Below are 21,560 nucleotides of genomic sequence, written 5' to 3'. Positions count from 1 at the left end.
TATTTTGAAATAACTCTCCCCCTTAACCCCCTTAAAATCCCCCTAACCCAAGAAGACCGCTTTTTTAGTAAAGTTATCGCTTGCTTGACGCAAGCTCTTTTATTGTTAGATTATAAAAACACCTTTCAGCATTTTCAAGGGTTAATGATTTTTTGAATGGAGGTCAAATACAAAAAGCCCAATTCCTTTTGCCCTTGCATGCTTTGAATGTGCCATAACCTAAAAATTTCAAAAACCCTCTTATAGCCGGCTTCTTTCAAACGCAAGGCGTTTTTAGCGTAATTTTCAGCAATCTCTTTAGGAGGAGCGTAGCCTAGAACCTCTTTAGCGTCCATTAAACCGGTCGTTTTAATGTGGGCGAAAAATAAAAAAAGCTGGTAAAAATACCGCTCTAACCCCCTTAAAATATCCGCATCCTTTTTGCCCTCTTTTAACAAATAATCATAAATATCAAGCACGCTTTTTTTCAAAAAAAGCCCTAAAATGAGCTTTTGCAAATCCATATCCCCCGCATTGGAGCTTAATTCTTGAATGTCTTCTAAAGCGATGGGCGTATTTAAAACCGCTAGCTTGTCTAAATCGTTAAACGAAACGCCTAAATCTTCGTTATTAATTTCAAAAAGAGCGTTTAAAAGATGATTGCTGATGTCTAAATGCAAAAAATTCGCCCTTTCTTGTAAGAATTTCAAACTCTCCCACGCTTTAGGGATAAAAAAGCGTGCATGGATTGCTTCATCTTTCAAGGGGCTTTTTTGGAAAAGTTTAACGATAATTTCGCTAGTGTATTTGTATTTTGTGGTGTCGCTTTTAGAATTATAAAGCCCTATGATAAGCCTGTTATGGCTAGGCCGCTCTAGGGCTTTTAAAAAAAGATTGATATCGTTTTCCTTAAATTTCTTATGCAGCGCAAAATCCAGTTTTAAAATGACTAAACTGCTCCCTCCAAATAAAGAATCCTGCTCTAAAAGGGTCGCAATCTGGCTTTTTTCATAATCGCTCGCATAAAAAAGCGAAGTTTCTGTGTCAGGGTTATCGCGTTTAAAAAGCGCGCTAATCGTTTGAATATAATAATGGATAAAAAAATCAAACTCCCCATACAAAAACACCGCTTTAGGGAGGCGTTGTTTTAAGTAATTATCCAAATCTTTACGATACATGCTCTTTGATCCTTTCTGTGATTTCGCCTCTAACTTGCCCTAAAATCAAATCCGCATGCGTGATTTTAATACGCACCTTTTCTAAAGGCGTGAATTACCCAATCGCTTTAGCGGTTGGGTAATTCACAACGCCCTTTTCTACTAGGGGAGCGAATCGTTTAGGGATCTTTTTAACCCAAAAAAAAGGCTTCTTAAAAACCCTTGCATCAAAAAACACTTCGCATGACTTCAAACGCTTTTGAATAAGGGATTTGAGAATCGCTGAATTTTTCAAAACTTAAAGCAGCTTGATAGATGAGCATGTCTTTCCCGTCTTGAAAGGGGATTTCTAACTCTTTAGCCAGAGACAAAAAGGGCGTTAAAAACCCATACGCCAAATCATAAGCGAGCTTGCTCTCTTTAAAATACCCTTTCAAAACCTCTTTATTCAAAGGCAATTCGTTATGCAAACTCGCTGAAGTGGCGTTAATGATCAAATCAAAAGCGCTTTTAGGAGGATCCATAAAACAATCACAGCCCAAGCGTTGGAAAAAATCCAATCCCCTAGAAGAGCGGTTCAACACGCTCACTTTTAAGCCTTGTTTTTTCAATTCGCACGCTAGGGCTTTAGCGCTCCCCCCAGCGCCTAAAATCAAAGCGTTTTGGTAGCTTTGGTGCTTTAAAGAAAGATAAAACCCTAAAGCGTCGGTATTGTAACCCACAAGCTCATCATTTTCTAAAACAAGCGTATTGACTGAAGCGCATTCAAGCGCGATGCCTTTGATTTTATCGCAAACCTGAAACGCCCTTTCTTTAAAGGGTAAGGTTACATTAGCCCCACTCAATCCCAAATGCAAAAACTCGTTTTTGATGTGGCTTTCTAAAGGGAGCAATATGGGGTGGTAATGCCCTAAAAACCCTAATTCTTTTTGAAAAGTCAAAAAACAAGCGTTATGGATTAAGGGCGATTTGGAATGCTTAATGGGATTTCCAAAAACCCCAAAAGATTTTAATTTCATTATTCTTTCATTCAGCCTTTTTTAAAAGTTTTAAAAACACATAGCCCTTTGTTTCGTGAGAAAATTCAATTTCAGCCCAATCGTTTTGGATTTCTAAAACCTTCACGCTTTTATTTTTTAAAAGCAATCCCAAGATTTTACCTTTTGTGCTAGGAAAAGCGCGCACGTTCACGCCACTGACTGCGACTTTATACTCTAAGGGTTTTTTTCCCATTGTGGGGATTGTGGGGGCTTTTTGGTTGTTTTGAACGGGCGAGACGCTGTTTTGTTTAGGCTCGTTTTCTTTTTCTTGCTCTTGTTTAGTTTCTTGTTTAATCTCTTGTTTAGTTTCTTGTTTAATCTCTTGTTTTTGCGTGGCTGTGTCTAAAGACAAAGGAGGGTCTTTGGTGGGGTTTTGTTCTGTGGCGGTTGTGGTTGCGTTGGTTTCTTCTTTAGGCGAAAGCGCGCTGTTTTGGCGCTCTGTCTCGCTTTTTTCTACATTCGGGCTTATTGGAGCGCTGTCTTTTTTCACGTAAAAACCAAGCATAGCATGCGCTAAAGCATACAACAACATGAACGCTAAAACTACCAACAAAGGCTGTGCAAAAAGTTTTAAAAAAGATTTCATCTCAGTTTTCATTCCTACCCTCAACGCTCTTCAAAATCAATCCTAGGGTCAATCACCACGCAGAGCAAATCGCTTATCAAACTCGCCACCAAACCTAAAAGCGTGAAAATATAAAGCGAACCAAACACAACAGGATAATCCCTACTCACAATGCTTTCATACCCTAAAAGCCCTAACCCGTCTAAACTGAAAACAATCTCTATCAATAAACTTGAGCTAAAAAACATGCCTAAAAAAGCTTGCGGAAAGCCAGCTACCACCAATAAAACCGCATTACGGAACACATGCGCATAAAAAATACGCCCCACTGAACAGCCCTTAGCCTTAGCGCTCACCACATAAAGTTTGCCCATTTCATCTAAAAAAGAGTTTTTCACTAAAAGCGTGAGGCTTGCAAAACCTCCCAAAGAAATGCAAAGAACGGGCAAGGTGATATGCCATAAATAATCTTTGATTTTACCTAACGCGCTCAAACTTTCAAAATTATCGCTCACCAACCCCTTTAAAGGGAACCAGTGCCAATAATTCCCTCCAGCAAAAAACACGATCAACACCACCGCAAACAAAAAGGCCGGGATAGCGTTAGCGACAATGATCACCACGCTGCTTAGCACGTCTAAAGGCTCGTTATTGCGTTTGGCCTTGAAAATCCCTAAAGGGATAGAGATAAGATAAATTAAAAGCGTGCTAAAAAACCCTAACGAAATGGATACCGGTAATTTTTCCTTAATCAAATCTATCACTTTAATCTGGCGGTAAAAACTCTCCCCAAAATCAAATTGCAGATATTTTTTGAGCATGAGAAGATAGCGCTCCCCTATAGGCTTGTCAAAACCATAGAGTTTTTTTAAATTTTCTAACAAATCGCTCTCCAACCCTTGAGACGCCCTATACGAACGCTCTTTAACAACGCCTTGAATCTCTTTGGATTGCGTGTTATTGATTTTAGCCATCATCTGCTCAATAGGCCCTCCTGGGGCGGATTGGATCAGAAAGAAATTGATAGTCATGATGGCTAATAAAGTAGGGATAATCAAAAGCAAGCGTTTAAGAATGTAAGCGATCATTGAAGACCCCTTTCTTTTTTTATCCACCATAAATACGGCGAAAATCCATAGCTAGGGCTGATTTCAGGCATGCCAATGTAATTATACGCTGCGATCCTGTAATTAGGCAAATAAAAATGCGGTACCACATAAAACCCCCACAACAACACCCTATCCATCGCTTGAATGGCGGCCAATTGCTCCTTATAATCTTTAGCGTTAATGATTTTTTCAATCAAATCATCTACCGCTTTGCTAGAGATTCCCGCATAATTCCTTGTGCCTTTTTCCTTAGCACTCAAAGAGCCAAAATAAAAGCGCTGCTCATTACCTGGGAAAGACGATTGGCCAATCACTCCTACGATCATGTCAAAATCATAGCTTTTGATCCGATTGACATACTGGCTTAAATCCACTCTTTGGATTTTCATTTCAATTCCTAACACCCTTAAGTTTTTAGCAAAGGCTAGAGCTAATCTTTCAAAGGCTGGGCTGTTTAAAAGCAAAGTGAAACTGAAAGGCTTGTTATTCTTATCCACCAAACGCATGTTTTTGTAAGAAAAGCCCGTGCTCTCTAAAAGCTTTTGGGCGTATTTTAAATTTTCCCTCAAATTATAGCCTAAAACATCAGGCCCATCGGTTCTAGGCACGATATAAGGCTCTTTAAAAACCCTTTCATCCAAACTCTTTTCATAAGGGGCTAACAGGGCTTTTTCTTCAGGGCTTGGAAGGGGTGGGGACGCATAGATAGAGTTACTGAAAAAACTGGTGGTGCGCTTGTATTGCGAAAAAAACAAATTTTTATTCGCCCATTCAAAATCAAACGCATAAAATAAGGCTTCACGCACCCTTTTATCCTTAAAAATTTCTCGGCGCGTGTTGAAAAAAAACCCTTGCATGCCGCTTGGCATTTTGTGGGCTATCAAATACTTCGTAATCTCTTTATTGTCTATAGCTTTCCCCACATAGCCCCTAGCCCAAACCTTAGCCGTGCTTTCAAGGCGCCAATCATACGCCCCGCTTAAAAAAGCCTGTAAGGCGACGGTTTCATCTTTGTAATACTCAAATTTGATTTGATCAAAATTGAATTGCCCCTTTCTGCTGGGCAAATTTTTCGCCCAATAGTTAGGGTTTCTTTGGTAGGTGATTTTCTTACCCACATCAAAAGAAGCGATCACATAAGGACCGCTAGAGACAGGAATGAGTAAAGGGTTTTTTTCAAAATAATCCTTTTGAAACGCTTTTTTGGAAAAGATCTGCAACTGCCCTAAAATAAGGGGCAATTCTTTATTTTCAGTGGTTTTGAAAATGAATTTAACATGGTGTTTGTCTAAAACAACCGCCTTTTTAACATCTTGGTAATACTGCCTATAAAGGGGCGATCCTAATTTCATGATCGTATCAAAACTAAACTTCACGTCGCTCGCTAAAATGGGAGCGTTATTGCTGAATCTCGCTCTTTTATCTAGGGTAAAAACCACATAGCTGTTATCCTTAGCCACTTCTGCGTCTTTAGCGATCAAAGGGTATTCTACAAAAGGTTCGTCTAAACTTTGCACCATTAAAGTGTCATAAATGAGATCCAAACCTTCGGCTTTAGTGCCTTTAAGCGCAAAAGGGTTAAGGCTATCAAAAGTCCCTATGGCGTCATTCCTTAAAACACCGCCTTTTCTGGCGTTAGGGTTAGCGTATTCAAAATGCGTGAAATTGTCTTTATATTTAGGCTCTTCGCCCAAGTATAAATAAGGCGTAGCCTTAAGGAAACAAAACACCCCTAACCATAAACCTAAAATTTTAAAGACCACTCAAATTAACCCCATCAATTCTTTAGCTTTTTGGTAAGTCGCTCTCGCTAAAGGCCTGGCTTTTTCAGCACCGCAATTTAAGACGGCTTTCACCTCATCGTCGCTGATTTCTTTGTATCTTTCTTGGATGGGTTTTAAAGCCTGGATCATTACTTCAGCTAATTCCTTTTTAAAATCCCCATAGCCCTTATTTTTGAAACGCTCTTCTATCTTTTCTGGGCTTTCATCGCTTAAAAGCATGTAGATATTCAAAAGGTTAAAAATGCCCTCTCTTGTTTCATCAAAGGCAATAACGCCCATAGAATCCGTGGCCGCTTTTTTGATTTTTTTCACAATAACATCCGGCTCATCTAAAAGAAAAATCGCATGGTTAGCCCCTTTATGCGATTTACTCATCTTCACTTTTGGATCATCTAGCCCCATAACCCTTGCCCCCACTTTAGCGATCAAAGGCTCTGGCACTTTAAAGCAGTTCCCAAAATCCCTGTTAAATTTTTCTGCAACGTTTCGCGTGAGCTCTAAATGCTGTTTTTGATCTTCGCCCACTGGCACCAAATCGCTTTGGTATAATAAAATATCTGACGCCATCAAAATAGGGTAATTGAAAAGCCCCACGTTCACGCTTTTAGGGTTTTTTAAAGACTTGTCTTTGAATTGCGTCATTCGTTGCATTTCCCCCATAGACACCTGGCAATCTAGTAGCCATGCTAAGGCCGGGTGCTCATCCACTTCACTTTGAATGAATAACCCCGATCGCTTAGGACTAATCCCGCAAGCTAAAAGCAATTTAACCAGCTCATAGGTTTGGGATTTTAAAAATGTAGGCTCTATGGGAAGAGTGATCGCATGCGAATTGACGATACAAAAAAGGTTTTCATACTCATCTTGCAATTCTACCCAATGCTTGATCGCTCCTAGATAGTTGCCCAAGTGGATTTGCCCGGTAGGTTGGATGCCTGAAAAGACTCGTTTTTTTTGCATGTTGTTTCTCGTTGGTTTAGTTAGTGTTATTGTAACCACCTAATTTTAATATTTTAATTTATCTTGGTTTTTAAGAGCGCTTGATCCCAGAAAAGAGTAACACTTCATAGCTCAATTTTTCAAACGCCATGTTTTGGAAAAAATGTTTTTTTTGCTTGAAACTCAACATTGAACCCCCCAAAAGACCGCATTTTTTAAGGTAATTCAAGCAATCTTGTTTGCGGTTGAAATAAAGAGTGAAGCGCTTGTTTTCTAATTCTATTTGAAAATGTTTAAAGGCGTTTTTAATCAAGGATTTGAGCGTTTTAAGATCCCTTAAAGGCGAAAGCGTGCCTAAAAACTCATGCACTTCATGCAAACTAAAATCCGTATGGATAGCTAAAGCGGCCTCCTTACTAAAAAGAGCGATTTTTTCTAAAACGCTTTTTAAATCCCTAGCCCATTGCAAAGATGAAGAGGACACAACCAGATCGTAATCGCAAAAAACATGTTCTTCAAAATCCGCATGCTCTAAAGAGATTTTTTGAATGTTAGTAGATTGCGTGGGGTGCAATTTGAGCATGTTCATGGAATTATCCAAAGCGATAAAATTTTCAATCACAATATTTTGTTGCTCTAAAGCGTTAAAAACAGCCCCACTCCCTGATCCGAGATCCAAAACTTTAGCGTAATGTTTTTGTTTTAAAAATTGGACAAGACAGATAGCGATTTGTTGCTGGATATGGGCGAAGAGATGGTAAGTTTTGGCATGCTTATTGAATGCATGCCGATTAAATGAATGAAAAGAGTCCAACACCACCGCCTTTAACGCACTACCTTAAAATTAAAACTAAATTTTAGTGTATTCTTAGCAAATTTTAGATAAGATTAAGCGTAATTTTTTCTAAATTTTAGGGATTTAAGGAATCGGTGTTTATGACAAGCGCTCTGTTAGGCTTACAAATTGTTTTAGCGGTATTGATTGTGGTGGTGGTTTTGTTGCAAAAAAGTTCTAGCATCGGCTTAGGGGCTTATAGCGGGAGCAACGATTCTTTATTTGGCGCTAAAGGGCCCGCAAGCTTTATGGCGAAATTGACCATGTTTTTAGGTTTATTGTTTGTCATCAACACCATCGCTTTGGGCTATTTTTACAACAAAGAATACGGCAAGAGCGTTTTAGATGAAACTAAAGCCAATAAAGAGCTTTCGCCCTTAGTCCCTGCCACCGGCACGCTCAACCCTACGCTTAATCCCACACTCAACCCAACGCTCAACCCTTTAGAGCAAGCCCCCACTAATCCTTTAATGCCTATACAAACGCCTAAAGAGCTTCCTAAAGAGCCATTAAACGCACCTTTTGTTGAAAGCCCCAAACAGAATGAAAAGAATGAAAAGAATGAAAAGAATGAAAAGAATGATGCCAAAGAAAATGGCATAAAGGGTGTTGAAAAAACCAAAGAGAACGCCAAAACGCCCCCAACCACCCACCAAAAGCCTAAAACGCATGCAACACAAACCAACGCCCATACCAACCAAAAAAAGGATGAAAAATAATGCTACAAGCCATTTATAACGAAACCAAAGATTTGATGCAAAAAAGCGTTCAAGCTTTAAACAGGGATTTTTCCACTCTAAGGAGCGCGAAAGTTTCAGTCAATATTTTAGATCACATCAAAGTGGATTATTACGGCACACCCACGGCATTAAATCAAGTCGGATCCGTGATGAGCTTAGATGCGACCACCCTTCAAATCAGCCCATGGGAAAAAAACCTGCTCAAAGAAATTGAAAGAGCCATTCAAGAAGCCAATATCGGCGTGAATCCTAATAACGACGGCGAAACGATCAAGCTTTTTTTCCCACCCATGACAACCGAGCAAAGGAAACTCATCGCAAAAGATGCCAAAGCGATGGGCGAAAAGGCTAAAGTGGCTGTGAGGAATATCCGCCAAGACGCTAACAACCAGGTGAAAAAATTAGAAAAAGACAAAGAGATCAGCGAAGATGAAAGCAAGAAAGCCCAAGAGCAGATCCAAAAAATCACCGATGACGCCATTAAAAAAATTGATGAAAGCGTGAAAAATAAAGAAGACGCGATCTTAAAGGTCTAAACCATGGATATTAAGGCATGTTATCAAAACGCTCAAGCGCTATTAGAGGGGCATTTCTTGCTCAGCAGCGGATTCCATTCCAATTATTATTTGCAATCCGCTAAAGTCTTAGAAGATCCCAAACTGGCCGAACGATTAGCCAAAGAATTAGCCAAACAAATCAAAGAAGCTCATTTGAATATTGAATGCGTTTGCTCGCCGGCTATTGGAGGGATCTTGGCTGGATATGAGCTTGCAAGGGCTTTGGGCGTGCGTTTTATCTTCACTGAAAGGGTGAATAACACCATGACATTAAGGCGTGGTTTTGAAGTCAAAAAAAACGAAAAAATTTTAGTGTGTGAGGACATCATCACTACGGGAAAATCCGCCATGGAATGCGCTAAAGTTTTAGAAGAAAAGGGCGCTCAAATCGTGGCTTTTGGTGCTCTAGCTAATCGGGGCATCTGCAAACGCGCTCATTCTCATTTAAAAGCTCAAGAGGGCGCGTGTTTGCCTAGCCATTTGCCCTTGTTTGCTTTAGAAGATTTTGTTTTTGACATGCACAAGCCTAGCTCTTGCCCTTTATGCGCTACTAGCGTCGCTATCAAACCGGGAAGTCGTGGCAACTAAAAAAACCAAAAAAAATAAAACCCCAGAAAAAAAACGCGTTTTAGAAAGCCCTTTAAAAGGGCTGTATCTTTCTTTACGCTTAAAGGCTTTCATCACCGATATTTTTATGATTTATACCCCAATGCTTTACATAATGACTTATGCGATTTTAGGGAGCGCGAAGGATTTTAGGGAAAACCAGAGCGCGATTTTTTTATGCCTGCTTTTTTACGCCCTAACGCACAGCTTTTTTATCGCTTTTAAATCCCAAAGCCCTGGAATGCGTTACGCTCAGTTTAGATTAGTCAAAAATAATGGTGAAGAAGTGGGATTTTTTTTAGCGTTGTGGCGGTTTGTTTTGTGGGTGTTGAGCATGGGGTTACTCATAGGGTTTGTTGCGCCTTTTATTTTTAAGTTTTTTTTGCATGACAAATTCAGCGGCACTCATATTGAAACCATCAAGGAGGAATCATGAAAAATTTAGTGATCTTAAGCGGGGCTGGCATTTCAGCAGAGAGCGGGATTAAAACCTTTAGAGACGCTGGCGGTTTGTGGGAAGGGCATGACATCATGGAAGTCGCCTCGCCTTATGGCTGGAAAAAGAACCCGCAAAAGGTGTTGGATTTTTACAACCAAAGGCGCCGACAGCTTTTTGAAGTCTATCCTAACAAAGCCCATAAGGCTTTAGCGGAATTGGAAAAACACTATCAAGTCAATATCATCACCCAAAATGTAGATGATTTGCATGAAAGGGCGGGATCTTCTCGCATTTTGCACTTGCATGGGGAATTATTAAGCGTTCGCAGCAAGAAAGATCCTAATTTAGTTTATAGGTGGGAAAAGGACTTGAATTTAGGCGACTTGGCCAAGGACAAATCGCAATTACGCCCTGATATTGTGTGGTTTGGCGAAGAGGTGCCTTTGCTTAAAAAAGCGGTTTCTTTAGTCAAACAAGCGCACCTTTTAATCATCATTGGCACTTCTTTGCAAGTCTATCCCGCCGCTAGCCTCTACACGCATGCGCATAAAGACGCCCTCATTTATTACATTGACCCTAAGGCTAAAAACGCCCGTTTGCCCCAGAATATCCAATGCATTAATGAAAACGCGGTGCATGCCATGCAAGATTTAATGCCCAAACTCATAGAAATGGCCTCCCAAGAGATGTTAAAATAATTTTTATTTTTTCAGCTAACGATTAGCAAAAACATGGTTTAATTGCTTCCATCGTTTGCTAAAAGTAATAATTAAAGGAGTTTGAGAGCCTGATGCAACAAGCCGCAGAAGCATTGAATCACCCCTATTTTGGCGTTTTTGTTTTGTTGGTATTCACCTTTTGGGTGTTTAACTTAACCTTAAGGATTCAAAGGTTTTTAAGCCGTAAAATGGCTCAAAAAAAGGGCGAAAAGCTCAAGCTCGCTCCCTATGAATGCGGGCCTGTGGCTCTCAAGCAGCCTAATAGGGTGTCGCACCATTTCTATATCATGGCCATGCTTTTTATTTTATTTGATGTAGAAATCGTTTTCATGTTCCCTTGGGCGATTGATTTTAAAAAGTTAGGCTTGTTTGGGCTCGTTGAAATGCTAGGCTTTGTCTTCTTTTTGGCAATCGGTTTTATTTACGCTTTAAAGCGAAACGCTTTGAGCTGGCAAAAATTAGAGGTGAAATAATGCAACAAGCACCAGTCGTTCTAAGCACTTTGGATAAATTATTGAATTGGGGGCGTTCTAATTCTCTCTGGCCCTTAACTTATGGCTTGGCGTGTTGCGCGATTGAGATGATGGCAACAGGGGGTTCAAGGTTTGATTTTGACAGATTTGGCACGATTTTTAGAGCGAGCCCTAGGCAATCTGATGTGATGATCATCGCTGGCACGCTCACTAAAAAACATGCCGAGTTTATGCGCAGACTCTATGATCAAATGCCTGAGCCTAAATGGGTGATTTCTATGGGGAGTTGCGCTAACACGGGTGGGATGTTCAACACTTATGCGACCGTTCAAGGAGCGGATAGGATCGTTCCTGTGGATATTTACTTGCCCGGTTGCGCACCGCGCCCAGAAACTTTACAATACGCCCTTATGGTTTTACAAGATAAGATCAGACGCTCTAAAGCGATCAAACAAGACGCTCCTAAAAGGTTAGTGTGATGGTAAGAAAACAATCCCCCTATGAAGATGTGCAAAAACAATCGCGCCAGCATGACCCCTATAAAATCATAGAACCCACCCCTAAAAAATATTTAGAGGGCAGCGCTTATGAGGTCATTTACAACCACCTTTCTTACAAGCATGAAATTTTAGACAAATACATAGAGACTAACACGGCTGTGTTTTGGATCAAAAAAGACGATATTTTTTCTGTCGCTACGATTTTAAGGCATTTGGGTTATGAGTGTTTGAGCGAAATGAGCGCGATAGATTTGTGCGCTAAAAAAGGGCATTTTGAATTGTTTTATCAATTCGTGGGTTTTAGCGATAGCTGTAAGAACCGCCGTAGGGTGCGCGTGAAATGCGTTTTGTTGCCTAATGAGAGCGTGGATTCTTTGAGTTTTTTATACCGATCGGCTAATTGGAGCGAGAGGGAAGCGTATGACATGCTTGGCATTGTGTTTGACAAACACCCCTATTTGAAACGCCTTATCATGCCGCATGATTGGGTAGGCCACCCTTTATTGCGTTCTTACCCGCTCAAAGGCGATGAATTCGCTCAATGGTATGAAGTGGATAAAATTTTTGGCAAAGAATATCGAGAAGTGGTGGGTAAAGAGCAGAGAGACAGCGCGAGAGTGGATGAAAAAGACACTTTCAATTTTGCAAAAATCGGCTATGAGCAGGGCAAGGGCGAAGAATTAAAAGAAACAGAAGAAAAGCATGCGTTTAAGAAAATCCCTTTTGTCAAAGATTTGCACAAAATCGCCCCCACTATCTTAAAAAAGAGGCTATAAAATGGCTCAAAATTTCACGAAACTCAACCCCCAATTTGAAAACATCATTTTTGAACATGACGACAACCAAATGATTTTAAACTTTGGCCCCCAACACCCTAGTAGCCATGGGCAATTGCGCTTGATTTTGGAATTGGAGGGCGAAAAAATCATTAAGGCTACCCCTGAAATTGGCTACTTGCATAGAGGCTGTGAAAAGTTAGGCGAAAACATGACCTATAACGAATACATGCCCACTACCGATAGGTTGGATTACACTTCTTCTACCAGTAATAATTACGCTTACGCTTATGCGGTAGAGACCTTGCTCAATTTAGAAATCCCGCGCCGAGCGCAAGTGATCCGCACGATTTTACTAGAGCTTAACCGCATGATTTCACACATCTTTTTTATCAGCGTGCATGCTTTAGATGTGGGGGCGATGAGCGTGTTTTTGTATGCGTTTAAAACGAGGGAATACGGCTTGGATTTGATGGAGGATTATTGCGGGGCTAGGCTCACGCATAACGCTATAAGGATTGGGGGCGTGCCTTTGGATTTACCCCCGAATTGGCTAGAGGGCTTAAAAAAGTTTTTAGGCGAAATGAGGGAATGCAAAAAACTCATTCAAGGCTTATTGGATAAGAATCGCATTTGGCGGATGCGCTTGGAAAATGTGGGCGTTGTAACGCCAAAAATGGCGCAAAGCTGGGGCATGAGCGGTATCATGTTAAGAGGGACTGGGATCGCTTATGATATTAGGAAAGAAGAACCTTATGAGCTTTATAAAGAGCTTGATTTTGATGTGCCGGTGGGCAATTATGGCGATAGTTATGATCGGTATTGCTTGTATATGCTAGAAATTGATGAAAGCATTCGCATCATTGAGCAACTTATCCCCATGTATGCTAAAACCGATACGCCCATCATGGCTCAAAACCCGCATTATATTTCCGCCCCTAAAGAAGATATAATGACGCAAAATTATGCCTTGATGCAGCATTTTGTCTTAGTGGCTCAAGGCATGCACCCGCCCGTTGGGGAAGTGTATGCCCCCACAGAAAGCCCTAAAGGGGAATTAGGGTTTTTTATCCATTCAGAGGGTGAGCCATACCCTCACAGATTAAAAATCAGAGCCCCTAGCTTTTATCACATCGGGGCTTTGAGCGATATTTTAGTGGGGCAATATTTAGCGGATGCAGTAACCGTGATTGGCTCAACCAATGCGGTGTTTGGCGAGGTGGATAGATGAAACGCTTTGATTTACGCCCCTTAAAAGCAGATATTTTTGAACGCTTAGAAGAATTGATTGAAAAAGAAATGCAACCTAATGAAGTCGCTATTTTCATGTTTGAAGTGGGGGATTTTTCCAATATCCCTAAAAGTGCTGAATTTATCCAATCTAAAGGGCATGAGCTTCTCAATTCTTTGCGTTTCAATCAAGCGGATTGGACGATTGTCGTGAGAAAAAAGGCTTGATTTTGAGCGGCTTTAACCCCTTAAACTCCCCTTTAAGTGCAAGCTCTTCAATTAGTTTGAAAGAAGCTTATTATTTAGAAAAATTATCTTTTCAAAAAGGGTTTAAGATCAATTACAAATTGAGTAAAGATAGCTTAAACCTTTTAGAAAAGAGCGATTTGTACGTTTTGTTTGGGGGTTTTTCAAACGCTTGTTTGAATGAAAACGAACGATGGATTTTAGGAAGCATTAACCAATCAAAACGCCCCTACGCCCTATTAAGACCCTTACAAGATACAAGAGACTTGCAAGAAAATTGCCTTTTTGCGTCTTATGAAATCAACACGGAAGCGGCGATTTTGGCTTTGATTTTAAGGGGCATTTTAGAAAAAACCTCATCATTAAAAGGGCATGTTTTAGAAAAAATAGATGTGGGGTATTTAAGCTCTGAAGCGAACATGAGCGAAGAGGAATTGCAAGAGCTTATCGCGCTTATTGTTAAAGCGAAAAAAAGGGTGCTTGTTTTAAACAGAGAAATCACTAAGCATGCCAATAACGCCTTTTTATACACCCTTTTAAGCGGATTGCAAAACTACCTAGAAATTTTACACATCCCTTGCAACGATTCAAGCGCAACGACCGCTTTTTATGATTCTAAAGATCAAGAATGGTTTCTAGAAACAGCCCTAAAAGAGGGCATTTTGCCTTTTGAATCACAACTCCAATCAAAAGATTTAGAACTTTTAGAGCGAATAAGTGAGGCTAACGGCTCGTTTGTCTATGTTTCTTATAAGAGCCTTAAAACCCCCAAATTGTCTTTTTCTAAGCAATTCAAGATCGCTAACAAGATTAAGCATTCTAAAGCAAAGTTTCAAATCTCCAATCAAACGCTAGAATGCGAGTTAGAAGAAAGCCCTAATTTAAAGGGCTTGATTGCGATTTTAGAAGGGGCGTTTTTTGACACCTACCCTTATATCCCTATTTTATCCCACTCTCAAGGAATTTCATGATCACAATGAATATCAATGGCAAAACGATTGAATGCCAAGAGGGACAAAGCGTTTTAGAGGCCGCTAGGAGCGCTGGGATCTATATCCCTACCATTTGCTATTTAAGCGGTTGTTCGCCCACGGTCGCATGCAAAATGTGCATGGTTGAAATGGATGGCAAACGCATTTATAGCTGCAACACGAAAGCCAAAAACAACGCCGTTATCCTCACCAACACCCCAACGCTCATGGATGAAAGAAAAAGCATCATGCAAACTTATGATGTCAATCACCCCCTAGAGTGTGGCGTGTGTGATAAGAGCGGGGAGTGCGAATTGCAAGACATGACGCATTTAACCGGCGTAGAGCACCAACCTTATGCGGTGGCTGATGATTTTAAAGCGCTAGATTCATGGGCACAAGCCTTGTATGATCCCAATTTGTGCATCATGTGCGAAAGGTGCGTAACCACTTGCAAGGACAATGTGGGCGAAAACAATCTCAAAGCCACTAAAGCCGATTTGCATGCTCCGGATAAATTTAAAGACAGCATGTCCAAAGACGCTTTTAGCGTGTGGAGTCGTAAGCAAAAAGGCATTATTTCTTTTGTGGGCAGCGTGCCTTGTTATGATTGCGGGGAATGCATTGCGGTATGCCCTGTGGGTGCTTTGAGCTATAAAGATTTCGCTTACACGGCTAACGCATGGGAATTAAAAAAGATTCATTCTACTTGTTCGCATTGCTCAGCCGGGTGTTTGATTTCTTATGATGTACGCCATTTTGATACTCTAGGCGAAGAATCTAAAATCTTTAGAGTGCTTAATGATTTTTACCATAACCCTATTTGTGGGGCAGGCCGTTTCGCTTTTGATGTGAGCTCTAGCCCTAAAGGCAGTGCTAATCTTAAAGAAGTGCAAAACGCCCTCAAAGAATGCGAAGCGGTGCGGATAGGAGGAGATATTACGAATGAAGAGGCGTTTTTAATAGAGCGTTTGAGGAAAAAGCTTAATTTTAAAATCTACAATCAAGAAGCGTATCATTTCCAACAATTCTTAAAAGTATTGGGCGAAGTTAAACGCCCCAATATTGAAGAGATTAAAACTTCTCATTTAGTCATTACGATTGGCTCTTCTATCAAAACAGAAAACCCTTTGGTGCGCTATGCTATTAATAACGCTCTCAAACTCAATAAAGCTTCTTTGATCGCTATGCACCCTATCAAGGATAACGCGCTAGCGAATTTGTGCCGAAGCTCTTTTTGCATCACCCATGAAGTGGGGGCTGAAGAAATCCTTTTAGGCATGCTTTTAAAAATGCTTAACATTGAAAGCGCGGCTTTAAAAAGCTTAGAAGATTCCAAACAAAGCATTGTGGATGAAGCGGCTCTTAAAGCCTTAGAAGAAGAGCGAAAAAAGGCTTTAGAACAAGCCGAGCAAGGGTGCAGTATTGGAGAAAACAAAGAAGAAAACAAAGAAGAGGCAGTTGCTTCAAAAGAAAACAAAGAAGAGAATAAAACAGAAGCGACTGCCCCAAAAGAAAATCAAACAGAAAACAAGACAGAGGTTAAAGAAGAAAAAATTGAAGTCCCTACCAAAACCACTTATTTGTTGCTTGAAGAAGCGGGCATCAATTTAGAAACTTATGAAAAAATTCTCGCTCTTTTGCAAAAATCAAATAACACCCTGCTAGTGGTTGGCGAAGAAATTTATAGCCACAAACAAGCCCATAATATCGCTAAAATGTTGCGTTTATTAGCCCAAAAAAGCGCTATTAAACCCATTCTTATCCCCCCGAGCGCGAACGCTTTAGGCATCGCTTCCATTTGCGAATTGAGCGAAGAAATTTTTGAACATGAAAAAATCGTAGGCATTCGCGCTCAAGGGGATTTCACTATCAATAGCGACGATAGGGTTTTTGGGAAAGACGCTGTCAGTAAAGTGGATTTTATTTTGCCCAGTCTCAACCAGCTAGAAGGCACGATCACTAATATTGAAGGGCGTGTGTTACCCTTAAAACCGGCTTTGAGGTTTGAAGGCTATGACTTGAGCGATATCATGCAAGGTTTTGGCTTTGTGGAAGAAAACCTCACAGAATGCACCCACAAACTCCCTACAGAAGCGGGCTTTAAAGCCTTAGAGTTTGATCATCTAACCAATTATTTCACTAACGACAGGGCTAATCACAGAGGCTATTTATTAGGAACAAGCCATTTTGAAAACAGCGCTAAAGAATGCGAAACCACAGAATGCGAGCCTATCAAGCCTTTAAAAGAAAAAATCGTTTTCAACGCTTATTTAAAATACCCAGAAACGCAATTCAATAACGCCACCAATAAAAGCGAGAATCTGCAATTAAAAGCCGGTGTCTATGTGTCTAAAGCTTTCTTAAAAAAATTGAATAAAGAAGTGGGGCAAAGCATCACTTTATCTAAAGAAGAAGAGGAATTAACAGGCGTTTTGTATCTTGATGAAAGCTTGGATCAAGAGGTGTTTGTTATCTCGCCTTCTCTTTTGAAAAACCATTCTGGCTTTTTTAGAGAGGGCGTGTTTGATAGCGTGGATTTAAAGGAGCAAGCATGAGCGCTTATATCATTGAAACCTTGATTAAAATTTTGATTTTAGTCGCTGTTTTTTCGGCTTTAGGAGGCTTTGCCACTTATATTGAAAGGAAAGTGTTAGCCTACTTCCAACGCCGTTTAGGGCCTTGTTATGTGGGGCCTTTTGGGCTTTTGCAAGTTGCAGCAGACGGCATTAAGCTTTTCACTAAAGAAGACATTATCCCCCAAGGTGCGAACAAATTCATTTTCACGCTAGCGCCCATTATTGCGATGGTGAGCGCGTTTGTGTCCATGGCGCCCATCCCCTTTTTCCCTAATTTCACTCTGTTTGGCTATGAGATCAAGCCCCTTATTTCTGACATCAACATCGGCTTTTTATTTTTCTTAGCCGTGGGTTCGGCAGGGATTTATGCACCCATTTTAGCCGGGCTTGCCTCTAATAACAAATACTCTTTAATTGGCTCAGCGAGAGCGACGATCCAACTGCTCAGCTTTGAAGTGGTCAGCACCTTAACCATTCTAGCCCCCCTAATGGTGGTAGGATCGCTCTCTTTGGTGGAAATCAATCATTACCAAAGCGGTGGGTTTTTAGACTGGCTTGTGTTTAAGCAGCCTCTAGCGTTTGTTTTATTTTTGATCGCAAGCTACGCCGAATTGAATCGAACCCCCTTTGACTTGTTAGAGCATGAAGCCGAGATCGTGGCAGGGTATTGCACCGAATACAGCGGCTTGAAATGGGGCATGTTCTTTTTAGCGGAATACGCGCATTTATTCGCTTTTTCTTTTGTGATTTCTATTGTGTTTTTTGGTGGGTTTAACGCATGGGGCTTTATCCCTGGGGGCATAGCGATTTTAATCAAAGCGGGCTTTTTTGTCTTTTTATCCATGTGGGTTAGAGCGACTTATCCGCATGTAAGACCCGATCAGTTGATGAACATGTGCTGGAAAATCATGCTGCCTTTAGCGTTATTGAACATCGTGCTAACGGGCATTGTTATTTTAATTTAAGGAGGTTTTATGGCCAAACAAGAATACAAGCAACTTCCTAAACGAGCCGAAATCCATAGCACGACCGAGCAGTTTAAAGACACCATTAAAACGAGCTTGGGTTTGGATCTATTCAAAGGGTTAGGGCTTACGATCAAGGAATTTTTTAGCCCAAGCGTAACCATCCATTACCCTATGGAGCAACTCCCCTTAAGCCCTCGTTATCGCGCGGTGCATAATCTGCAACGGCTTTTAGACTCAGGCTCTGAAAGGTGTATTGGTTGTGGGCTGTGCGAAAAGATTTGTACGAGCAATTGCATAAGGATCATCACGCATAAGGGCGAAGACAACCGCAAAAAGATCGATTCTTACACGATCAATTTGGGGCGTTGCATTTATTGCGGGTTGTGCGCGGAAGTTTGCCCAGAATTAGCGATCGTTATGGGGAATCGGTTTGAAAACGCCAGCACCCAACGCTCCCAATACGGCTCTAAAAGCGAGTTTCTAACGAGCGAACAAGACGCTAAAAACTGCTCGCATGCCGAATTTTTAGGCTTTGGTGCGGTAAGCCCTAATTATAACGAACGCATGCAAGCCACCCCTTTAGATTATATTCAAGAGCCTTCAAAAGAAGAATCCAAAGAAGAGTCTCCAAGCCCAGAAAGTAATAAGGGAGATGAAAATGTTTGAAACCATTGCCTTTTATTTCTTTGCGATCCTTACTTTAAGCATGGCGTTAGTGGTGATCACCACCACGAATATCCTTTATGCTATTACCGCTCTCGCTAGCAGCATGGTTTTTATCTCTGCTTTTTTCTTTTTACTGGACGCTGAGTTTTTGGGCGTGGTGCAAATCACGGTGTATGTGGGCGCGGTCATTGTGATGTATGCGTTTGGCATGATGTTTTTCAACTCCGCTGCGGAAGTCATTGAACGCAAGCAAAGCCCTAAAATCTTGTGCGTTCTTTCATTTGGCGTGGTGCTATTGCTCACCTTGATTTTAAGCGCTCCTAGCATTGGCGAAAACCTTTCTAAGCAAGTCAATTCCAACGCTATTGATGCGCAAATCCCTAACATTAAAGCGATTGGCTATGTGCTTTTCACCAATTACCTCATTCCCTTTGAAGCGGCGGCTTTAATGCTTTTAGTCGCCATGGTTGGAGGCATCGCTACAGGGATTCAAAAAATCCATGGGAAAAATCACACGCATTTTATAAAGGAATCTCTATGATAGGGTTAAACCACTATTTGATTGTTTCAGGGCTGCTCTTTTGCATTGGCTTAGCGGGCATGCTGAAACGCAAAAACATTCTATTACTCTTTTTTTCCACAGAAATCATGCTCAATGCGATCAATATCGGTTTTGTAGCGATCTCCAAATACACGCACAATTTAGACGGGCAGATGTTCGCGCTCTTTATTATCGCTATTGCCGCTAGTGAGGTGGCTATTGGTTTGGGCTTGGTGATTTTATGGTTTAAGAAATACAAGAGCTTAGATATTGATTCTTTAAACGCTATGAAAGGTTGAGCATGCAGTATTCTTCTTTGCTGTCAGTGGTGTTGTTTTTGCCTTTAATCGGTGCGGTTTATGCGGGGCTGTTTGGGGCTAAAGCTAAAGCGTTGCATGTGGGCGTTTTCAATTCTTTGTGCGTGCTGGTTTCTTTAATTGGCGCGGTGGTTCTTTTCATTCAAGCATGGCATCATCAAAGCTATGAAAAATACTTGTTTGATTGGATCGTGGTAGGGAATTTTAAAGTGGGCTTTTCTCTCATGCTGGATAATATCAATGCGGTCATGATTGTCGTGGTCACTTTAGTTTCTTTCTTAGTGCATGTGTATTCCATAGGCTATATGGAGCATGATACAGGGTTTAACCGCTATTTTTCCTACCTTAGCGGCTTTGTGTTTTCCATGCTGGTGTTGGTGTTGAGCGATAATTTTTTAGGGCTTTTCATTGGCTGGGAAGGGGTGGGGCTATGCTCTTACTTGCTCATTGGCTTTTGGTATCATAAAAAAAGCGCGAATGACGCTTCCATTGAAGCTTTTGTGATGAATCGGATCACGGATTTAGGCATGCTCATGGGGATTATTTTGATCTTTTGGAATTTTGGCACCCTCCAATATAAAGAAGTCTTTAGCATGCTCAATAACGCCGATTATTCCATGCTCTTTTTCATTAGCGTGTTTCTTTTCATTGGCGCTATGGGGAAGAGCGCTCAATTCCCTATGCACACATGGTTAGCCAACGCTATGGAGGGACCTACCCCTGTATCCGCTCTCATCCATGCAGCGACAATGGTAACCGCTGGGGTGTATCTGGTCATTAGAGCCAACCCTTTGTATAGCGCGGTGTTTGAAGTGGGTTATTTCATCGCATGTTTGGGGGCGTTTGTGGCTCTTTTTGGAGCGAGCATGGCTTTAGTCAATAAGGATCTAAAACGCATCGTGGCTTATTCCACGCTTTCTCAATTGGGTTATATGTTTGTAGCGGCCGGTCTTGGGGCTTATGCGATCGCGCTTTTCCACCTCTTCACGCATGCGTTTTTCAAATCCCTCCTTTTCTTAGGCTCAGGCAATGTCATGCATGCGATGGAAGACAATTTGGATATTATCAAAATGGGTGCTTTATACAAGCCCATGAGGGTTACAGCTATCTTTATGATTATAGGATCAGTGGCTTTGTGCGGGATTTACCCTTTCGCAGGATACTTTTCCAAAGACAAGATTTTAGAAGTGGCTTTTGGGATGCACCACCACATTTTATGGTTTGTTCTTCTAATTGGGGCGATCTTTACCGCTTTTTATAGCTTCAGGCTCATCATGCTAGTATTCTTTGCCCCCAAACAACATGAAATCAACCACCCCCATGAAGCCAAAAATTTCATGCTTTTAAGCATGCTACCGTTAGGGGTTTTGGCGGTCATTGCTGGGTTTTTTGAAGAGCCGTTTTTTCATTTCATCTCTCAAGTGATCCCTAGTGTTGGAGAGTATCCAGTCCCGCTCGCTCTTTTAATCAGTATCACCACCATAGCGGTGTTATTGAGCATCGCTTATGCCATATTTAAATATAAAAATGGTATCACTTCTAAAAAAGAGAGGGGCTTTTTATACAAGCTCTTGCTCAACCAATACTATATCCCGCAACTTTATCAAGGGATTGCAAAAGTTTTTAGTGCTGTCGCTTCATTCTTGCACCAGGTCGTAGAATTAAGGATCATTGATGCGATAGTGGATACCATAGGAAGAAGCGTTTTTGTTATAGGGCGTGTGTTTAGAATCAGTCAAGATGGGAATTTAACCTCCATGCTGCGCTTCATGGTGGCCGGGGTTTTAATCTTATTAGCGTTTGTAGCTTTTTTTGGGAGATAAG

24 protein-coding genes are annotated in these 21,560 nt (G+C 41.0%); 17 read left to right on the top strand and 7 right to left on the bottom strand.

Annotated elements, in window-relative coordinates:
• Positions 1-134: 134 nt before the first annotated feature.
• The 7 genes from holA to H7O61_RS00435 form a co-directional block, all read right to left on the bottom strand.
• Complete coding sequence (holA, locus tag H7O61_RS00465) at positions 135-1,157, bottom strand: DNA polymerase III subunit delta (RefSeq protein WP_187874817.1); 1,023 nt, start codon at positions 1,155-1,157, stop codon at positions 135-137.
• 206 nt (positions 1,158-1,363) lie between these two features.
• Positions 1,364-2,155 (bottom strand): shikimate dehydrogenase, encoded by a 792-nt coding sequence (locus H7O61_RS00460; RefSeq protein WP_079358036.1) that lies wholly within the window; start codon positions 2,153-2,155, stop codon positions 1,364-1,366.
• 7 nt (positions 2,156-2,162) lie between these two features.
• Positions 2,163-2,774 (bottom strand): SH3 domain-containing protein, encoded by a 612-nt coding sequence (locus H7O61_RS00455; protein WP_231623796.1) that lies wholly within the window; start codon positions 2,772-2,774, stop codon positions 2,163-2,165.
• Positions 2,775-2,782: 8 nt separating this feature from the next.
• A complete protein-coding gene (locus H7O61_RS00450) occupies positions 2,783-3,829 on the bottom strand; it encodes a microcin C ABC transporter permease YejB (RefSeq protein WP_187874813.1) in 1,047 nt (348 codons plus the stop codon).
• Positions 3,826-5,613, bottom strand: a complete 1,788-nt coding sequence (locus H7O61_RS00445) for an extracellular solute-binding protein (RefSeq protein ID WP_187874811.1) — start codon at positions 5,611-5,613, stop codon at positions 3,826-3,828. Before H7O61_RS00445 ends, H7O61_RS00450 begins: the two co-directional genes overlap by 4 nt.
• The gene (gene trpS / locus H7O61_RS00440) at positions 5,614-6,594 is read right to left on the bottom strand and encodes a tryptophan--tRNA ligase (RefSeq protein ID WP_165508605.1); all 981 of its coding nucleotides are present in this window, start codon (positions 6,592-6,594) and stop codon (positions 5,614-5,616) included. It abuts the gene before it with no gap.
• Between the two features lie 70 nt (positions 6,595-6,664).
• Complete coding sequence (locus tag H7O61_RS00435; protein ID WP_187874809.1) at positions 6,665-7,393, bottom strand: methyltransferase domain-containing protein; 729 nt, start codon at positions 7,391-7,393, stop codon at positions 6,665-6,667.
• Between the two features lie 116 nt (positions 7,394-7,509).
• Between H7O61_RS00435 and secG the strand changes: the two genes are divergently transcribed.
• From secG to nuoL, 17 genes are all read left to right on the top strand, one after another.
• Positions 7,510-8,127 (top strand): preprotein translocase subunit SecG, encoded by a 618-nt coding sequence (gene secG, locus H7O61_RS00430; protein ID WP_187874807.1) that lies wholly within the window; start codon positions 7,510-7,512, stop codon positions 8,125-8,127.
• Positions 8,127-8,684: a ribosome recycling factor gene (gene frr / locus H7O61_RS00425; protein WP_187874806.1), complete on the top strand. Its 558-nt coding sequence runs from the start codon at positions 8,127-8,129 to the stop codon at positions 8,682-8,684. Before secG ends, frr begins: the two co-directional genes overlap by 1 nt.
• A 3-nt stretch (positions 8,685-8,687) precedes the next feature.
• Entirely contained in the window at positions 8,688-9,293 is a 606-nt protein-coding gene (gene pyrE / locus H7O61_RS00420) for an orotate phosphoribosyltransferase (RefSeq protein ID WP_187874804.1), read from the top strand.
• Positions 9,283-9,747 carry an RDD family protein gene (locus tag H7O61_RS00415; RefSeq protein WP_187874802.1) on the top strand — a complete coding sequence of 155 codons (465 nt, stop codon included), beginning with the start codon at positions 9,283-9,285 and terminating at the stop codon, positions 9,745-9,747. Before pyrE ends, H7O61_RS00415 begins: the two co-directional genes overlap by 11 nt.
• Positions 9,744-10,448: an SIR2 family NAD-dependent protein deacylase gene (locus tag H7O61_RS00410; protein ID WP_187874800.1), complete on the top strand. Its 705-nt coding sequence runs from the start codon at positions 9,744-9,746 to the stop codon at positions 10,446-10,448. The genes H7O61_RS00415 and H7O61_RS00410 overlap by 4 nt, the downstream gene beginning before the upstream one ends.
• A gap of 92 nt (positions 10,449-10,540) precedes the next feature.
• Positions 10,541-10,942, top strand: a complete 402-nt coding sequence (locus H7O61_RS00405) for an NAD(P)H-quinone oxidoreductase subunit 3 (protein ID WP_001183385.1) — start codon at positions 10,541-10,543, stop codon at positions 10,940-10,942.
• Positions 10,942-11,421 carry a NuoB/complex I 20 kDa subunit family protein gene (locus tag H7O61_RS00400; RefSeq protein WP_001183508.1) on the top strand — a complete coding sequence of 160 codons (480 nt, stop codon included), beginning with the start codon at positions 10,942-10,944 and terminating at the stop codon, positions 11,419-11,421. The genes H7O61_RS00405 and H7O61_RS00400 overlap by 1 nt, the downstream gene beginning before the upstream one ends.
• Positions 11,421-12,218 carry an NADH-quinone oxidoreductase subunit C gene (locus H7O61_RS00395; protein WP_001873976.1) on the top strand — a complete coding sequence of 266 codons (798 nt, stop codon included), beginning with the start codon at positions 11,421-11,423 and terminating at the stop codon, positions 12,216-12,218. Before H7O61_RS00400 ends, H7O61_RS00395 begins: the two co-directional genes overlap by 1 nt.
• A gap of 1 nt (position 12,219) precedes the next feature.
• Positions 12,220-13,449 (top strand): NADH dehydrogenase (quinone) subunit D, encoded by a 1,230-nt coding sequence (gene nuoD / locus H7O61_RS00390; protein ID WP_000068227.1) that lies wholly within the window; start codon positions 12,220-12,222, stop codon positions 13,447-13,449.
• Complete coding sequence (locus H7O61_RS00385) at positions 13,446-13,676, top strand: NADH-ubiquinone oxidoreductase subunit E family protein (protein WP_000819164.1); 231 nt, start codon at positions 13,446-13,448, stop codon at positions 13,674-13,676. The genes nuoD and H7O61_RS00385 overlap by 4 nt, the downstream gene beginning before the upstream one ends.
• Before the next feature lie 2 nt (positions 13,677-13,678).
• Positions 13,679-14,665, top strand: a complete 987-nt coding sequence (locus H7O61_RS00380) for a hypothetical protein (protein WP_187874798.1) — start codon at positions 13,679-13,681, stop codon at positions 14,663-14,665.
• The gene (locus H7O61_RS00375) at positions 14,662-17,223 is read left to right on the top strand and encodes an NADH-quinone oxidoreductase subunit G (protein ID WP_187874796.1); all 2,562 of its coding nucleotides are present in this window, start codon (positions 14,662-14,664) and stop codon (positions 17,221-17,223) included. Before H7O61_RS00380 ends, H7O61_RS00375 begins: the two co-directional genes overlap by 4 nt.
• Complete coding sequence (nuoH, locus tag H7O61_RS00370) at positions 17,220-18,209, top strand: NADH-quinone oxidoreductase subunit NuoH (protein WP_001277310.1); 990 nt, start codon at positions 17,220-17,222, stop codon at positions 18,207-18,209. The genes H7O61_RS00375 and nuoH overlap by 4 nt, the downstream gene beginning before the upstream one ends.
• Positions 18,210-18,218: 9 nt before the next feature.
• Positions 18,219-18,878 (top strand): NADH-quinone oxidoreductase subunit NuoI, encoded by a 660-nt coding sequence (gene nuoI, locus H7O61_RS00365; protein WP_187874794.1) that lies wholly within the window; start codon positions 18,219-18,221, stop codon positions 18,876-18,878.
• Positions 18,871-19,419 (top strand): NADH-quinone oxidoreductase subunit J, encoded by a 549-nt coding sequence (locus tag H7O61_RS00360; RefSeq protein WP_127964664.1) that lies wholly within the window; start codon positions 18,871-18,873, stop codon positions 19,417-19,419. Before nuoI ends, H7O61_RS00360 begins: the two co-directional genes overlap by 8 nt.
• A complete protein-coding gene (gene nuoK, locus H7O61_RS00355; protein WP_000579759.1) occupies positions 19,416-19,718 on the top strand; it encodes an NADH-quinone oxidoreductase subunit NuoK in 303 nt (100 codons plus the stop codon). The genes H7O61_RS00360 and nuoK overlap by 4 nt, the downstream gene beginning before the upstream one ends.
• A 2-nt stretch (positions 19,719-19,720) precedes the next feature.
• Positions 19,721-21,559, top strand: coding sequence for an NADH-quinone oxidoreductase subunit L (nuoL, locus tag H7O61_RS00350; RefSeq protein ID WP_187874792.1), 1,839 nt, complete (start codon positions 19,721-19,723; stop codon positions 21,557-21,559).
• The last annotated feature ends 1 nt before the right edge of the window (position 21,560 follow it).

The organism is Helicobacter pylori (assembly GCF_014496965.1).
Taxonomy (GTDB): Bacteria; Campylobacterota; Campylobacteria; order Campylobacterales; family Helicobacteraceae; genus Helicobacter; species Helicobacter pylori_CZ.
The sequence above is the reverse complement of the archived record's forward strand: the minus strand, read 5'-3'. Positions and strand labels throughout refer to the sequence as shown.

Excerpts from the sequence above, each read along its gene's own strand:
- holA (WP_187874817.1), bottom strand. The coding sequence starts at position 1,157 with ATGTATCGTAAAGATTTGGATAATTACTTAAAACAACGCCTCCCTAAA.
- H7O61_RS00460 (WP_079358036.1), bottom strand. The coding sequence starts at position 2,155 with ATGAAATTAAAATCTTTTGGGGTTTTTGGAAATCCCATTAAGCATTCC.
- H7O61_RS00455 (WP_231623796.1), bottom strand. The coding sequence starts at position 2,774 with ATGAAAACTGAGATGAAATCTTTTTTAAAACTTTTTGCACAGCCTTTG.
- H7O61_RS00450 (WP_187874813.1), bottom strand. The coding sequence starts at position 3,829 with ATGATCGCTTACATTCTTAAACGCTTGCTTTTGATTATCCCTACTTTA.
- trpS (WP_165508605.1), bottom strand. The coding sequence starts at position 6,594 with ATGCAAAAAAAACGAGTCTTTTCAGGCATCCAACCTACCGGGCAAATC.
- secG (WP_187874807.1), top strand. The coding sequence starts at position 7,510 with ATGACAAGCGCTCTGTTAGGCTTACAAATTGTTTTAGCGGTATTGATT.
- frr (WP_187874806.1), top strand. The coding sequence starts at position 8,127 with ATGCTACAAGCCATTTATAACGAAACCAAAGATTTGATGCAAAAAAGC.
- pyrE (WP_187874804.1), top strand. The coding sequence starts at position 8,688 with ATGGATATTAAGGCATGTTATCAAAACGCTCAAGCGCTATTAGAGGGG.
- H7O61_RS00410 (WP_187874800.1), top strand. The coding sequence starts at position 9,744 with ATGAAAAATTTAGTGATCTTAAGCGGGGCTGGCATTTCAGCAGAGAGC.
- H7O61_RS00405 (WP_001183385.1), top strand. The coding sequence starts at position 10,541 with ATGCAACAAGCCGCAGAAGCATTGAATCACCCCTATTTTGGCGTTTTT.
- H7O61_RS00400 (WP_001183508.1), top strand. The coding sequence starts at position 10,942 with ATGCAACAAGCACCAGTCGTTCTAAGCACTTTGGATAAATTATTGAAT.
- H7O61_RS00395 (WP_001873976.1), top strand. The coding sequence starts at position 11,421 with ATGGTAAGAAAACAATCCCCCTATGAAGATGTGCAAAAACAATCGCGC.
- nuoD (WP_000068227.1), top strand. The coding sequence starts at position 12,220 with ATGGCTCAAAATTTCACGAAACTCAACCCCCAATTTGAAAACATCATT.
- H7O61_RS00385 (WP_000819164.1), top strand. The coding sequence starts at position 13,446 with ATGAAACGCTTTGATTTACGCCCCTTAAAAGCAGATATTTTTGAACGC.
- H7O61_RS00375 (WP_187874796.1), top strand. The coding sequence starts at position 14,662 with ATGATCACAATGAATATCAATGGCAAAACGATTGAATGCCAAGAGGGA.
- nuoH (WP_001277310.1), top strand. The coding sequence starts at position 17,220 with ATGAGCGCTTATATCATTGAAACCTTGATTAAAATTTTGATTTTAGTC.
- nuoI (WP_187874794.1), top strand. The coding sequence starts at position 18,219 with ATGGCCAAACAAGAATACAAGCAACTTCCTAAACGAGCCGAAATCCAT.
- H7O61_RS00360 (WP_127964664.1), top strand. The coding sequence starts at position 18,871 with ATGTTTGAAACCATTGCCTTTTATTTCTTTGCGATCCTTACTTTAAGC.
- nuoK (WP_000579759.1), top strand. The coding sequence starts at position 19,416 with ATGATAGGGTTAAACCACTATTTGATTGTTTCAGGGCTGCTCTTTTGC.
- nuoL (WP_187874792.1), top strand. The coding sequence starts at position 19,721 with ATGCAGTATTCTTCTTTGCTGTCAGTGGTGTTGTTTTTGCCTTTAATC.